Raw genomic sequence first — 14,236 nt, 5'->3', positions numbered from 1 at the left:
TATGGATGATTAAAAAGAAATTGTTTGGCATTATTTTTATTATAGGAACGTTATTATTAGCAGGGTGCGGCAAGGAGGACGACATGGATAAAAAAGAGATAGAGAAAACCGCTTCACATGTAGCATCAGAATATATGAAAGTGGAAGAGGATATGGATTTTGTGGTTACTGGCGTAGACTTTTTCGATGGTCAAGGAGTAACAACTGTAGCTGTTAATGGACATGAAAAGGGGAAGAAGAAAGAACTAGCAGTTATCATTGATTATGGTGATGATTATAGAGTGCAGGGAACAGCAGAGAATTAAATAAAAAAGCAAAACCCCCAGTAGCTACGTATACTAGGGGCCTTGCTTGTGAGAACACACCATCAAAAGTCGTTTAGGTTGTAAATCTAACTGTGCAGGTTAGAGTTGGACAATATTCAAAAGATTTGTATTGTCTTCCATAAAACATTGTATCCACATTGTTAAAGAATATACTAAAATTTAAAAATTAATTATGTAAAAAACAAAAAAGCCTTAGTACTCAAGCATACCAAGGATTTTTTGCTTTTTTGGAGTTAAAAGTTTGAACCATATCCGCAACAAATTACCAACCACAATAATTTGTCTTTTATAGTATAACCTCAAGGAGCTTATTATATGTAAAAACCCTAGCTACGTTTTGGGAGACGGATAGGCTAGGGTTTTTCAGCAAAATACAACTGTTACGAACTACATTAGAAGGAGTTACCACGTTTATCAGAAGAATCTAATGATTTATATTTTGCTGATACTAGTATGGACAAAGATTAAAATTTTATACTTCTTCAATTTCTTTCTTTTCTTGCTCTTTCTCTAGTCGGTTAACTTTCATTTCCATTGTAGCAAGTTTCTTAGTAAAGAATTCATTATCAGAATTCAAGTTATTAATTTCCTTTTTAAGTTCTTGAACATCGCCCAACGTCTTTTTAAATTCTTGGAGTAGAAGTCCAAATCCTGCTCCTGCATATTTATTATCTTCTAAAGACTCTTGTGAAGGAACAACGTACATTAATTCAAGCAATTTCCATCGTTCTTCACTATCAAGGTTTTGAATTATCTCCATTACTTCTTCAGCTTTCATATGTATCCTCCTTTGATGGGCACTATTCTTTTTGTTTTTCTAAATACATTTTAAGGAACCAATCTGGATTGTCATTCTCTTCTCTATATTTCCCTAAGTAAATAGAGTCCTTTATATGTTCCCAACTTTCGTATTCTTCTGAGACTTTATTGAACTTTTTATCATGATAAATAACACCATAGTGTTCAAAAAAATTAGAATCTGCTGTGCATCCACCCATCTCACCTATGTATACAAGAGGAATGTTAGGATTAACTTCATGTAATCTTTTTAATACACGGTAAGCAGTAGGGTCCATAAAAGGCCATCCCATTAAAACAACATCTACTTCATTTGCATAACGCTCAATTGCTTCAACTGCATCCATAGTTTCAACCTCAGTAAGGGTTTCCGTCCAATTACGCCTTTCCCATGAAAAATCATCAGTTGCAATAGCATCCACACCTTTTTGTCGCAGGGCATATGTCCACCAACCACGTCCAGCCATGACTTCAAGTACTTTTCTTCCATCAAGCCAGTCCACGAAGGGGTTGATCCATTTCCAAGAAACAAAAGCATACATGCCCGCTAAATTATACGAATCTTTTAAGTGTCGTTCTTTAGTAGAATCCAACATACGAGCATCCATATTTTTAATATAGGAATTGACCTCGAACTTTCCTAAAGCCATTTCTTTAAATAAATCTACAGTATACTTAGGCATCTTATCTAAGATTTCAAGAGGGATTTTAACCTCTGTCTCATATACTTCCATGGTCGTTTTTGCATCCTTAAAATAATCCATTATGTCCTCCGAAAAACTAGTTTCTTCTATTATAATACAGCCCGAATCATAAATGGAACTATCTTACTTTAAAATCAAACGAATACGATTAAATTGTCTTTCTACATTATTATTAGTATCATAATCCATAACTTTATCCACGATCCTAACACCTGAGTAGTCCTGGAACTCTTCATCGTCATCTTTTATCTTTTGTCTGATCTCTTCCGCTTTCAACTTACAAAACTCATTTGTGTAATGTCCTGTGCACCATAAAATTGATTTAGTCATTTTTATTTTCCTTCTTTCGTTTAATGTTTTATAAAATTTAAAAACCCCAATTGTTAAAGGAATTTTGGTATAAACGTCGAACACGTAGTCAATAATGAATCTATTTAATAGGGAGTGTTATTATGAAAAAGAGTTTCTACAAATATGCTCAAAGTGTCTATAATGAAGAAAATAACTCTGAGTATCATTTTACAAAAAACATGCTTGAAAATAACATTGCGATTGAAGAGTTCAACCGTTCGGGTGTTGAAGAAGATGGTCCTTTTACTGATACATGGATCAATGTGTTACATGTGAACAAACTTGCTGATATGATTGTTGATACTAAAGTCTATACTTTGCACAACGCTAGCTATCTCACACCGATACAAATACATGGAATCATTAAGAATGTGTTCGAAATGTGGGAAGAGAATTCGCCCCAGGGTTTTATCGAACTCATTGAGGATTTATCCATCCAGCAACAAAGTTCATCCATGCAGGAAAAACTTGAAGCCAGTGATGACATTATGTATGGAATTGAAGACCGACTTGATTATATAAAATCATTTACTGAAGAGGAAGAGACCGGATAATACCCGATCTCTTTTTTTGTATACCTCTTTAATTTTTAAAAATGAAAAAGGACGGTAAATAAAACCTCACCGTCTAAAATGTAAAGTAACGTAACCAAGGGAATAATGAAATTAGCATTTTCATTACAATGCATTATATGCTGTGCTATTTATAAAAGTGAGTATGTCATATATGTAATTAATACATTACTTTTATATTAATATTTATACCTTTTATCTATTTGTAGAAAAATACTCTATTTGTCTACAGTTTGTGTAAATGATAAAACTTTCATTTTAGAAGTTTGGTTATGCATTTACATCATGTGAACGAAAAAAATAAAGCAGTAACCGCTATTTTGGTTACTGCAAAAAATACTATTAGGAGTTTATTGAATATATAACACACCTTAAAAACAACTAACTTTATATATTGTTTAATAAGCAAGGTATTCAACTGAAAACCCTTAAAATAAAAATTAAAATGTTAATTACTTAGGTTGTTTTTCTTTCAGTTCTTTCATTTTTATTTCAAAACAGCTAGAGCAAATATTTTTATATTCTCCTACCCAAGATTTTGTAGGGTATTTTATAGTAGCTTCCATTTCATCACAACTTTCACATATTCCCTTTGGTATGTTTTTTTCATCTGTATAACTCATTATTGCCATAGAGATTACTTCACCATGAAACGTTATACATTCGCAAGTTTGTTTTGTTATATCATAATCTGTGTCTCTAAACCCTGGTGGTCCAGTTCTTTCTGTTATGATTGTTATGTGTCCTTGGTTGCAGATAGGACATAGATATTCATTAATATTTAGCATTTTCTTCACACACCTTAGTTAGTATTTACATTCTACATATTAGCAGACTTTATCTTTTTATTCTTAAAATAATAAAAAAACGCCTATCAAAAGATAAACGCTGTCATATATATATCTATGAAACCATAACCATTTGAAACAAATATAAACCACCATATAAATCTGAAAACCAAAGGCAATTCTGACCAGTTTTCTTTAACGCGTATTTCTTTAAGGTAAATTAGAAAACATACTCCGATTAGATTAACAGCACCAAAGCTTAATAATACATCATCCCAATAATGAGGGTTGAACTTGGTTAAGCACAAGAATACTATAGTTGCTATTACCCCAATTGCTATTAAAGCACCAAAAACCATTAACGTTTTACTCGACTTTTCTTTACTCATAAGATCCTCCTATAGAAAAAGGTAAGGTATCAAGCCTTACCGTTGTTATTTTACATCATTGATTAAGTAATAAGCTTGTAATTTTGCAGTGAATGTATCTCAATCCTATATCTTTTTTGATGTATAAAGAGGGGATAATGATGTCATCAAATAATAAAATTGTTAACTATCTCCTTTAGAGTAGAAAGCTTTTAGCCCTTTACTTATAAGTTTGTTTTTACATTCAGAAGGGCAACCTGTACCGTTATTACGATGGTATATATGTGCCTCCCATTCATTTTGACATAAATTGCAAAGCCACCAAACTTTCTTATCAGAACCTGCAGTAACTTCATATGGTGTAAGTTCATCATTTTTAGTAGGGTGCCATTCTTTTGCTAATTCAGGGTTCACAACTGCTAATGAGTTAGAAAGGAACACTTTTTTTCCAGAGCATCCGGGGCATCCTGTAGGTCTTGGTCCAGAGGTTCTATGATTTGGCGTAGTGTCCCAAACATGTTCTTGGTTTTTAGAGCATTGCCACCAAACTTTTTGTGTTGAGCCCGCAAAAATTTTATCTGGTGTAAGATCACCATTCATAGTTGGATGCCATTCTTTTGCTACTAATGGAAATTTAGACATAAGAGAGTCTTCTGGTGATAATTTTCTTTTAGCACAATATGAACATTTACTACCCCTGGTTCTATAATGTATTTTCATTGAATAGGAGTGATTTTTTTCGCAAATCCACCACACTGTTGTAGAGCTACCATGACTAAAAAAATCAGGTTTTAATCCTTTATTTTTTTCATAATCCCAATCCTTACAGATCTCTGGGTGTGTAGATACAATTGAATTCTCTTTTCGTATTCTTTTGATGGTTTCCTCGATATCAATGAAGTCATTCTCTAAATCTAAAAGGTCTTCTAATTCTCGTGCAGAAGCGTTGAAGCTAAAGCGCTGAATGAGCAATTGAAAAAGTTGTATCATTGCCTTCTTTAATGATTTAAATCCGCTGGATTCTTCCCGTTTAATATAAATAGTTAAATTATCCTCAAATACAGATACATTTGGTTCAACGATACGAATTAGTTGTATTCCTTTTTCAATACATAATCTATTTTTTCGTTTATCCCTTTCCGGATTCATTTTATGTGCATATTCCCCGTCATACTCAATCAGCACGTTTTTTTCTGGAAAATAGACATCGCCCGTCATCTCGTATTCATCAAAATGAATTGGAGTATTATTCTTAATCGTTAAAGTAGGGAACAGTTTTTTTGCATAATAAAAAATTGCCTGCTCAGGGAAAGATGTTTGCTGACCAGAAGTACATTTCTTACAGCCTCTTGCACCATACCTTTGACGATTGTTCAGAGCTTGATCCCATACTTCTCCACACTCGCTGCATGTCCACCAATATTTTTTATTCGAATAGGGAAGTACTTCTTCAGGATTTACTTTGTTCAATTCATAATTCCACTCACTTGCTAGTAATGGATTATGAACTAACAAATTGTTTTCCTCCCATGCTTTTCTCCCACCACAATAAGGGCAACCGTTCCCATTTTCTCCTGTTCTAGAATTTATAACAGCATCCCATTTATGTCTATTATCAATTGAACAAATCCACCATACTTTTTTATTCGTACCTGGTTTCACTAATTCTGGAGTAAGAGTGTTTTTTTCATAATCCCATTCTTTTGCAACCTCCGGCTCTAAATAAGCTAATGATGTTTCAGGTGTAGCATAACGCCCACTGCAAAAAGGGCAACCATCATTTCTATCTTTTTTATTACGGTTATTTATATAGGCTGGCCACTCGTGTTCTTCAGAACACTTCCACCAAACCTTTTTAGGTGCACTTTTTGTAACGTCCGTAGGTTTTAAATCACCATTCTTAGTAGGGTGCCATTCTTTTGCTAAATCAGGTCTAGCTTCAGCTAGTGTAATTTTTTTTGCCATATTTCATTTTCCTCTCTGGTGTTGTACCAATATTATATATTACATTTTAGAATGCAGGGGAGTTCTCCCTCACATAAAAAAGGCAGCCGAGGATGGCTGCCTTTTTTATGTGAGGGAGGAAAATTAATCTTATTATTAGGATAGGCTAATTCAAGTTCGTATTCACGGGAGGTGTGAAAGATAAAACTTGTGAGGTAACTTACAAGTTTAATAAAACCTTTTGAATCGAAAACGTCAAACTTTTATTTTTTTTATTTTCAACTGTTTATAAAAAATAGTATAATGGTAATAATTATGAAAGTCATATAGGAGTGAAGATATGTTATCGAGACTATTCCATTTACATAATAAAGCCATCGCAAACCTTGTAGGACTAAGCATCATCTACTGTTTGCTAGGCGCCATTGATTTTTTCGCTGGTACATTAGGCATGGATTTTTTAACAAGGATTATTAGTAATATAGTTCTACCAGTCATTAACCTTGGATTAGTCTTTTATCTGTGTAAAGAGTGGAGAAGAAACAATATAGAGTCCAAGGAAGAAGAGCAAAAGTATAGCTTTACACCACAAGAACGTGAAAAACATGCTAGAACGTTAGCTAAAATGACAGGTATGCCCAAGGAAGAATTCACGAAAATGCATGACTTTAAAAAAGCTAGAAATGAATTAGGGTTATTATTTTTTCTTGGAATTGTCGCGAATACTTTATGCCTTGTACATAGGATATTATTATTCTAAAAACAGGTAGGGGAGAGATTAAGATAAAAACATTTTTAATTTCCTTCGTAGAAGATAACGAATTGGGTATTTACAATAAGGATATCTTTGTAGAAGGAACTGATATCAATGCATGTTTTCAGGAATCCATTAAAAAATATCCAACACTATACGGTATCCGAGAAATATTCGGTGAGGTAGAGGATCGTTGGAAACGCTACTATACTCATGAAACACAGGATGATTTACGTAGAAGTGAGCTTGGACATATAAAGCGGATCAAGGATGCATCTCCAGAATAATAAAAAGGAGCAACTACCTTTTTATAGTAGTTGCTCTTTTTTTGAATAAGCTTAAACTCCAATTATTTCAAAATCCGAAAAGTCCCAAGTAGCACCCAGTTGTTGATTTGCCACATTAAATAGCGTCCTAAGCTCTGTATCTTCATAAAAATCTATACCTAATAATCCATCACAAAATGCAATTTGAGCAAAAGTAATTAATAATACCTCATCATAACTATATTCCATGATTCTACTTGCAAGATTACATAAACCTTTTCTTAATTCTTGAATAGCGTAATGGTCAATCACTACCGACTCTTTAACGTTTACTGCCAGTGCCATAATGTTCTAGCCCCCCAGATAAGAATACATTCACTTGGACTTGTACTAGATGGTTATGATAAGCATAGCATGTATTATGTGCGAAGTATGAAGAATAGAATTACTTTTCATCTTTTAATTCAGACAAAAAGAGACAGAAACATTTAAATCGATACAAAAAAATCCGAAGCTGTATAATTTGTGTTGTATTTCTTATTAATGTTATTGATCGCAAATTGAAGATTCACACTGCATCCTTCTTCAGTGGTATTCATTCCTAACAGATATTCACAAAATGCAATTTTAGTAAGCGTTATTACCATTAAATCATCTAGATCAGGTTCATCTATATTTTCTTCTATAATCTTGTAATAGTTATGCCTTCTACTATGTAGAGCTTTTTCTTCAATTAAAACTGATTCTTTAATATTGAGTATAGATCCGGGCCTTCTTTTATTCACTATTTAAAACCTCCTCAATGAAGATAGTAATAGTATATGTAAGTACTCTTATGACATGTATAGCACGTAACGTAAGAAAGGGTAGGGGATCAACTTATTACTTAGTAGGGCTTAACATTCCTAAAATCATTCCGCATATTGTAACAAATAAGATCCATAAGACTTTTTTCCACATAATACATTCTCCTTTAACTCCATTAAAAAACGACTACCGAAATGGTAGCCGTGTCTTTTAAAATTTAATTCGTTTTCCAGCGGGTATTTGATCTATACCGTACCTAAACTTCAATAACCTTGTCATGATGATATATCTACCATCATCATCTGGATTCTCTCCTTTTAATTGTATGAGAGTACTCAGCTCACCTAAAAGGAAAACGGCATTGCTGGAAATACCTTTATACTCTGCAAGTAAATTTTTTTGCAAAGCAATAAGTGTTGCCTCAATTTTCTCATTAATTTCTTCGTTACTGATAACAGTAACATTAGTAATAGTTTTCATAAACATAAAACTCCTTTTAAGTCTCAGGCACTTTAACTTAAGTTAACTTACCATAAGCTTTTTTTAAAATCACCTAACCTTAAAAGTTGTTTAAATATTTTTCTTACGATTCATATTATACCATATATTTTCAGAAAATTAGACAAAAAAATAGCTCTCAACATATAAAATGTTTAAGGCGTAAGTTAGTCTGAATATTGTTTTTCCTCTACGCAAATGAAAAACGGCCACCAAATTGGTAGCCGTCCCATAACTTTTGTAAGGTAAAGTTATGATAGTGTTAAGCTAAGTTAAGTTAGCGTACGATATACGATAGGTTAAGTTAAAAAGTTAAGGTAGTTTTTAAACGAAACAAAGAAAGTACGCAAGTAAATTATACCATATTTCTTCAATAATTGTATAAAAAAAAGCTCTCAACATATAAAATGTCGAAAGCACAAGATAGTCTGATATAGAGTATATGTATCTTATCAAACATATGTACGTGATTCAATGGTAATAATTAGGTGCAAGGGATAGCTTCAAAATCATTTAGCTGCGTAACAGAAGAACAAGCTTACTGCTATTAGGGGACAGGTAAATTTCAAGTCAGCTATCCGTTGCTACTGATGATGTACCTTTATGGATATACCAGAAGTACGGTGAAAGATCCGTGGGCTAGACGGTTCTTAAGGTGATAAGCCTTCACCGTACTTTTATTATGGCTACTTAACTGGATATATATTCATCTTTTTTTTACAGAATAGTCCAACTCATGGTAAAATCAGGTTAGATATAAATAGAAAAATTGAATACGGGAGAGTGGCACTATTATGTTAAGCATTAATGAATTAGTAAGAGGCAAGCGAGTCTTTAAACAAGAAACAGATGGAGATTACAAGTACTTGGCCTTAGACGCCGATAAGATTCGAAAATGCATCTATTTTGATTACGTTATTGCAATAAAGCCTGGAGATTTACCTTACCCTAAAAAGTGGTTAAGATACTTCAGTATTAAACCTGCGAAAGGACAAATAGTGCCTGTTGAAGAATATAACAAAGATGACTATGAGTACGTCTTTATGCCAGATTTCGGTTTGCGTGACGAACTCAAAAAGGAGCTTGAAGAGTTAGGATATGCCACGGACGATAGTAATAAAGGTGAAAATTTCTTAAGCCAATTGGATGAAATACCAGAAAAGCTTTTGCCGATTGTTAAAAATATCATTGGTCTTAATCAGAAAGATACTACCCGTCCAATAACCATTGTTGACTGCTACGTGTATGAAGAACAAGGTGAACCCGTTTATTTCGTAGTAGAGGATGATCTAGAAGTTAGTACAATTTCAGAAGAATTGACAATTAAATTCCAAAACATGATGACTCATGGGGTGTATGAGACACCAACAAAAGATAAATATTTGTATAAAGTTAATGATACGACTGATCGATACAAATCAGAAAGCTGGTATGTGTATTCAGATAATGATGCAAACTTTCCGTATTTTAAAGAGCTATTTAATCTAGAGGATTTAATACCATATACAGCATTCAAAGAACTTCAATTGAAGTAAGTTAACTATACTGCAGACAGGATTTTATATCTGTCTGTTTTTTACATCTCACTATTTTAAGTATACTTAACTAAATGAGACACAAAAAAGAGCGGCCTAAGCCGCCCAAGCGATTTTACTCTACCTATAAACTTTATGCACTTACTATTTTATTGTATCATAGTGCCCTTTTTTCTTAAAATAAATTGGTTCCGAGAATATATCTTATGTAAACTAGAAAAAATTAAAAGTAACCCACTCAGTATTGAGTGGGTTACTTTTATAGTTGTATTACTTCACTTTTGTCTAATTGATGAAGTCCTCATCATCATCAAAATTATCGTTGTCAAGGTCGTCATGGTAAGAAACCATTACATACCGTGCATTAATCTTATCATCATCAACATCCACTTGTTCTGAGGAATCTTTATCCATAAGTGTTCTAATATGGGGTGGAAGTTCGTCTCCTAAATATTCGTTAAATCTAGCAAGATAATGGTGTCTAATATTAAAGGTTTTAAAGAGCGACAAATGAGAAGTAAGAAAACTACTGTATACGCCGGGCAAATGAGGAAAGAAATCTATTTTTCTTATTGAAGGGCAAAAAAGTGTATGTATAGGTAATCCCCTAACTTCCTCAAAAGTAAAGCTACTTCTTAAAATTTCATCACCGTTCTTCCTCTTCTGATGAACAATTTTTAAAAGTGACTTGACATGATATGCAGATGTATATGTAAAGCTAAATCTTTCTTTTTTGATATTGAGTTTAGGAAACTTTTCTAAATAGGTTGAACGTTTCAGAGTTTCATCTTCTTCTATGAAATTATAGAAGCAATAGATTGGAATCGCTTTAAATCCAACAGCATTTTCTGCGGTATAAATTAAATTATCGGACTGTTCATAAATCCAGCCATGTTTTGGCTTACTATATTTGTGTCTTAACTTATAATGTTTCCCATCATACCTCTTGGCTTGGATATAGAAAGCAGTAAATTTACCTGTTTTTTTTGAACCAATATACCATAAAAAATCAGCTCCAGTTTTAGGTTCTACATTTTTGTTAACGTGTATTACTGTTGTATTCATACCGAATTTTTCAATTTGCAATTTCATATCTATAAGCATAAGCTCTGTTAACGTCTCTTCCTGAATATCAATCTCTAGTTTTTTTGCTGTATCCATTGTGTCATAAAGCTTCTGTGTAGTACTCGACATTAACTTACATAAATTCAATTAAACTAACACCCCATCCGTGTATTGTGTCTTGTCTACATAGAAATCTATAGTTTTAAAATTTAGTTATTTTAGCATAATATACTTTAGAATGTAGTATGTGCTAATTATATTTACAAAAAAGACAGCAATTAGAATAATCGCTGTCATCCTCAGCTATTCGATGTACTGTTTTAATGTTTCACAACAGTCACATACGTAAGTTTGCTGACATTATTCGAACTATCCTTAGCTGTTACATTAAGGGTAGTCCCTTTTTTCTGCACAGGGATGCTAACAGAAAATGATCCTTTTGAATTTGCTTTAGCGTATCCAATTCTGTTTTTACCTACATTAACAGTTACAGTAGAGTTAGCCTCAGCTTTACCAGTTACAACCTTATCATTATCATCTACTTTATTAACTGTTGGTTTGTTAGGTGGCGTAACATCTGACTTTACAACAGTTACATACGTAAGTTTACTCACATTACCCGAACTGTCTTTAGCGGTTACATTTAGTGTAGTTCCTGCCTTTTGAACAGGAATACTAACCGAGAATGAACCATTTGAACTTGCCTTCGCATATCCAATTCGACTTTTCCCTACATTAACAGTGACAGTTGAACCTGCTTCTGCCTTACCTGTTACAACTTTATCATTATTGTCTACTTTGTTAACAGTAGGTTTATTTGGTGCAACTGTATCTTTAGCCTCAGCTTGAAATAAAGTTGAGATTCCATATGCCTCATCAGTTTCACTACTATTTAAATCCATAACAGGTATGTAATATGTACCCGCTTTATTAACTTTATACTCTTGGACTTCTACTCCATCATCATATTCAGAACCTAAGTACTCTATATATCCATGATCTGAGTAATCATATTCAGTTGCCATAAATAATAAATCAATATCGGTAGGAGTATCTGTTACCCCACCTACTAATAGAGTACCTTTTCCAGATACATATACCTTATAAAAATCCATATCGAAAGTATCATTAAACATTCCAAATGTCATTCTATCATTTAGTAGTGTATCTGCTATTTTGAAATCATCATTGGGCTCACTTTCATACATTGGATCGCCACTACTACCGTTAATACTTGCTGAATTGAATTTTTTCGCTGAATACGACTTAGGAGTTTTTAATGAGTTTAAAGTTTTCTCTTTAAAGTCATTCAGCACACTAGGACTAATAACGTTATGATTGAGCGGTTTATCATTTTTTAATTGACTTTCAATCGCTTTCTTTGAAGCCTCGTAATTGTTGCCTTCTGCTTGAGCTGTACCTACTGATAATGAGGAAGCTAGTAAACCTACAGACAATAATGAGATAATACCTTTTTTCTTCATCGAATCTCTCCCCTTAGTTATATGTGACTATCCACTTGCTATGACTATGATACTATTAATTTTCCAACATAACCATCTATTCTCATATTCAAATTTCGACATGAATCTCCAAAGCCACGATATAAATAAAAGTCTATAATAAAAAAACAAGCCTTCATAAGACTTGCCGTTATGTATTATAATTTTAATACTTTGTAATAGTGTAACGAACATCCTGACCAGTAAGTGCATCCCCAAATGAAATGTCTAAATAATTCTCATAATCCTGCCCTGCCTCGACGAAGTAGTCATCCTTGTCTGACATATGTGTATCTAATCTGTTCCTAAAGATTTTAATAGCTTCATCCATACCATTTGAGTTAACTTCAAATTTTTTCAAGTTAGAAGGTAGCTCATAATTTTCATTGCTAATATGTTTTAATTCGACTAAATACTTCATCCCATATTCCTCCTACATAAAAAGACAGCCACTATAATAGCAGCCGTCATCTATATCGTTTATTTTTATTTGGTATATCTTTCTCAATCATTTGTACTTGAAAAATATCTCGTTCAGTAATACCTAATTCCTTCATTTCATTCCGGAAAGTACGCCATTCTTCAATCTTAATGGATTTCTTCCTTCCGTCTCTTAACGTGTATTCATGAAACCATGCCATCATATTAACTCCCTTAATTTAATGAGCTCCTTCTATTGTAATATCCCCGTATTAGAAGTCAAAATCAATAAGGTGCTTTGTATGCCCCATTACGCCTAGTTGACCCGCTACAGTACTGCCAAACATCCTTTGTTGCTCAGATTGGGAAAGCCCTTCAATTTCAGCGTAACGATCATCAATTAACTTCACAAAATCTTCTTCTGTACCAATAATTTTGACAGGAGTATTTTTTGCACTTTGCTCATGTATTTCATATTTGATACATGCTTTTATTAGCTCCATTTTTTCTCCTGGAGAAAGTTTGGGCCAATCAGCCATAATAACAGATGGCTCAGTTGAGTCATCAGCAGCTATATCGTCATATATGTTTCCTGCATCTACTTCCGCTTTCTCTGCTTCTAGATCTTCTCTTTCATATACATCATTGTTAACAACCATCGTTTCATCAAAGTCGTGAGTTTCTATAGCCATGGTGTACATATTTTTGTTTGATACAACGACGGTTAAGTCTCCAAAATGACAATCCGCTTTACCACACGAAGGGACTAGTGCATTTTCACTAAGATTTTCAGTAGTAGCTGATAAATATTTTAATTGCTCTAAACGATCTAAATCATCAAAGGTTGAGTTAGCTTCAATACTTACATCAACATTGTACGAATCATTATCATCGGGCTGATCTTCTACTAAATAAAGGACATCTTTATCTATATTGCCTATGTAATCATTTAATCCTGTTTCCTCAATGTAATGATCTGTATTTGATTTTATTTCATCTAAATTAGGTTTACAACCAGTTAAGGAAACAGCTAATGTCAAAGCAGGTATCAACATATAGGTTTTTTTCATAAGTTATTTTTCCCCTATTTCTTCATTTATTTACCTAATTATAATTCAACAGGACTATTAAAATAACCTTTTAAGAGAAAAAATTGACTTGTTTTAAATAACCTTTCCCTATATAAACAGAAAGAGCAACCATCATATACTGGCTGCTCTCTCATAGCAAAAATGCACTCACACAAATATGTATGTGAACGTATTCGTATTATACTACATTAGTAATAAAAAAAGAAATAATTTCTATTTACCTTTATACATAATTAATCGCCCTTTTGCTAAATTAATTAACTCCTTTAACTCTTCAACGGATTGCTTGTTACTACAATCACTTAATAGGTCTATTGTGTCTTGCAAAAATTGTTCTCTTCTTTCTACTCTTTTATATTCAGCTCTATACTCTTCTGCCATCCTTGCTATTCGAGTAGAACCCTCACGAGGAGTCGCAACTCTTTCAAAATTTGAGGTACGAGGCTT

The 14,236-nt window shown here is 33.1% G+C and carries 20 protein-coding genes; 5 read left to right on the top strand and 15 right to left on the bottom strand.

Annotated elements, in window-relative coordinates; all coding sequences use genetic code 11:
- The first annotated feature begins 5 nt into the window (after nt 1-5).
- Nucleotides 6-305 carry a hypothetical protein gene (locus ACFX4N_RS23620; RefSeq protein WP_377262647.1) on the top strand — a complete coding sequence of 100 codons (300 nt, stop codon included), beginning with the start codon at nt 6-8 and terminating at the stop codon, nt 303-305.
- 493 nt (nt 306-798) lie between these two features.
- Here ACFX4N_RS23620 and ACFX4N_RS23615 read toward each other — a convergent pair whose 3' ends face one another.
- The 3 genes from ACFX4N_RS23615 to ACFX4N_RS23605 all read right to left on the bottom strand — a co-directional run bounded on the left by ACFX4N_RS23615 (nt 799) and on the right by ACFX4N_RS23605 (nt 2,158).
- Complete coding sequence (locus tag ACFX4N_RS23615; protein WP_377262644.1) at nt 799-1,104, bottom strand: hypothetical protein; 306 nt, start codon at nt 1,102-1,104, stop codon at nt 799-801.
- 22 nt (nt 1,105-1,126) lie between these two features.
- A complete protein-coding gene (locus ACFX4N_RS23610; protein WP_377262641.1) occupies nt 1,127-1,888 on the bottom strand; it encodes a class I SAM-dependent methyltransferase in 762 nt (253 codons plus the stop codon).
- Between the two features lie 63 nt (nt 1,889-1,951).
- A complete protein-coding gene (locus tag ACFX4N_RS23605; RefSeq protein WP_377262638.1) occupies nt 1,952-2,158 on the bottom strand; it encodes a hypothetical protein in 207 nt (68 codons plus the stop codon).
- 122 nt (nt 2,159-2,280) lie between these two features.
- On the opposite strand from ACFX4N_RS23605, the gene ACFX4N_RS23600 reads away from it, so the two are divergent.
- Complete coding sequence (locus ACFX4N_RS23600) at nt 2,281-2,733, top strand: hypothetical protein (RefSeq protein ID WP_377262635.1); 453 nt, start codon at nt 2,281-2,283, stop codon at nt 2,731-2,733.
- Between the two features lie 470 nt (nt 2,734-3,203).
- Here ACFX4N_RS23600 and ACFX4N_RS23595 read toward each other — a convergent pair whose 3' ends face one another.
- The 3 genes from ACFX4N_RS23595 to ACFX4N_RS23585 all read right to left on the bottom strand — a co-directional run bounded on the left by ACFX4N_RS23595 (nt 3,204) and on the right by ACFX4N_RS23585 (nt 5,872).
- The gene (locus tag ACFX4N_RS23595) at nt 3,204-3,539 is read right to left on the bottom strand and encodes a hypothetical protein (protein WP_377262632.1); all 336 of its coding nucleotides are present in this window, start codon (nt 3,537-3,539) and stop codon (nt 3,204-3,206) included.
- Between the two features lie 86 nt (nt 3,540-3,625).
- Complete coding sequence (locus ACFX4N_RS23590; RefSeq protein ID WP_377262629.1) at nt 3,626-3,928, bottom strand: hypothetical protein; 303 nt, start codon at nt 3,926-3,928, stop codon at nt 3,626-3,628.
- A 162-nt stretch (nt 3,929-4,090) separates the two neighbouring features.
- Nucleotides 4,091-5,872 (bottom strand): zinc-ribbon domain-containing protein, encoded by a 1,782-nt coding sequence (locus ACFX4N_RS23585; protein WP_377262626.1) that lies wholly within the window; start codon nt 5,870-5,872, stop codon nt 4,091-4,093.
- 319 nt (nt 5,873-6,191) lie between these two features.
- Between ACFX4N_RS23585 and ACFX4N_RS23580 the strand changes: the two genes are divergently transcribed.
- Nucleotides 6,192-6,611, top strand: coding sequence for a hypothetical protein (locus ACFX4N_RS23580; RefSeq protein WP_377262623.1), 420 nt, complete (start codon nt 6,192-6,194; stop codon nt 6,609-6,611).
- A 62-nt stretch (nt 6,612-6,673) separates the two neighbouring features.
- Complete coding sequence (locus ACFX4N_RS23575; protein WP_377262620.1) at nt 6,674-6,892, top strand: hypothetical protein; 219 nt, start codon at nt 6,674-6,676, stop codon at nt 6,890-6,892.
- A 51-nt stretch (nt 6,893-6,943) separates the two neighbouring features.
- Here the strand turns inward: ACFX4N_RS23575 and ACFX4N_RS23570 are convergent, their stop codons facing one another.
- The 3 genes from ACFX4N_RS23570 to ACFX4N_RS23560 all read right to left on the bottom strand — a co-directional run bounded on the left by ACFX4N_RS23570 (nt 6,944) and on the right by ACFX4N_RS23560 (nt 8,158).
- Entirely contained in the window at nt 6,944-7,216 is a 273-nt protein-coding gene (locus ACFX4N_RS23570; RefSeq protein WP_377262617.1) for a hypothetical protein, read from the bottom strand.
- A 143-nt stretch (nt 7,217-7,359) separates the two neighbouring features.
- Nucleotides 7,360-7,656: a hypothetical protein gene (locus tag ACFX4N_RS23565; protein ID WP_377262614.1), complete on the bottom strand. Its 297-nt coding sequence runs from the start codon at nt 7,654-7,656 to the stop codon at nt 7,360-7,362.
- A 232-nt stretch (nt 7,657-7,888) separates the two neighbouring features.
- Nucleotides 7,889-8,158, bottom strand: coding sequence for a hypothetical protein (locus ACFX4N_RS23560; RefSeq protein WP_377262611.1), 270 nt, complete (start codon nt 8,156-8,158; stop codon nt 7,889-7,891).
- Nucleotides 8,159-8,970: 812 nt separating this feature from the next.
- Here ACFX4N_RS23560 and ACFX4N_RS23555 point away from each other — a divergent pair.
- The gene (locus tag ACFX4N_RS23555; protein WP_377262608.1) at nt 8,971-9,711 is read left to right on the top strand and encodes a hypothetical protein; all 741 of its coding nucleotides are present in this window, start codon (nt 8,971-8,973) and stop codon (nt 9,709-9,711) included.
- A gap of 285 nt (nt 9,712-9,996) precedes the next feature.
- On the opposite strand, the gene ACFX4N_RS23550 is transcribed toward ACFX4N_RS23555, so the two are convergent.
- From ACFX4N_RS23550 to ACFX4N_RS23525, 6 genes are all read right to left on the bottom strand, one after another.
- Entirely contained in the window at nt 9,997-10,905 is a 909-nt protein-coding gene (locus ACFX4N_RS23550) for a DUF6615 family protein (protein ID WP_377263203.1), read from the bottom strand.
- Nucleotides 10,906-11,096: 191 nt separating this feature from the next.
- Nucleotides 11,097-12,260, bottom strand: a complete 1,164-nt coding sequence (locus ACFX4N_RS23545; protein ID WP_377262605.1) for an Ig-like domain-containing protein — start codon at nt 12,258-12,260, stop codon at nt 11,097-11,099.
- Nucleotides 12,261-12,444: 184 nt separating this feature from the next.
- Nucleotides 12,445-12,699 (bottom strand): hypothetical protein, encoded by a 255-nt coding sequence (locus tag ACFX4N_RS23540; RefSeq protein WP_377262602.1) that lies wholly within the window; start codon nt 12,697-12,699, stop codon nt 12,445-12,447.
- Nucleotides 12,700-12,745: 46 nt separating this feature from the next.
- Complete coding sequence (locus ACFX4N_RS23535) at nt 12,746-12,919, bottom strand: hypothetical protein (protein WP_377262599.1); 174 nt, start codon at nt 12,917-12,919, stop codon at nt 12,746-12,748.
- Between the two features lie 51 nt (nt 12,920-12,970).
- Complete coding sequence (locus ACFX4N_RS23530) at nt 12,971-13,768, bottom strand: hypothetical protein (RefSeq protein ID WP_377262596.1); 798 nt, start codon at nt 13,766-13,768, stop codon at nt 12,971-12,973.
- A gap of 234 nt (nt 13,769-14,002) precedes the next feature.
- Nucleotides 14,003-14,236: hypothetical protein (locus ACFX4N_RS23525; protein ID WP_377262593.1), on the bottom strand; the 234-nt coding region annotated here is incomplete at its 5' end.

Origin of the sequence: Priestia sp. YIM B13551 (genome assembly GCF_042787905.1) — a bacterium.
In the GTDB taxonomy this organism is placed as follows: domain Bacteria; phylum Bacillota; class Bacilli; order Bacillales; family Bacillaceae_H; genus Priestia.
This window is presented reverse-complemented; position numbering and strand designations above follow the sequence as displayed.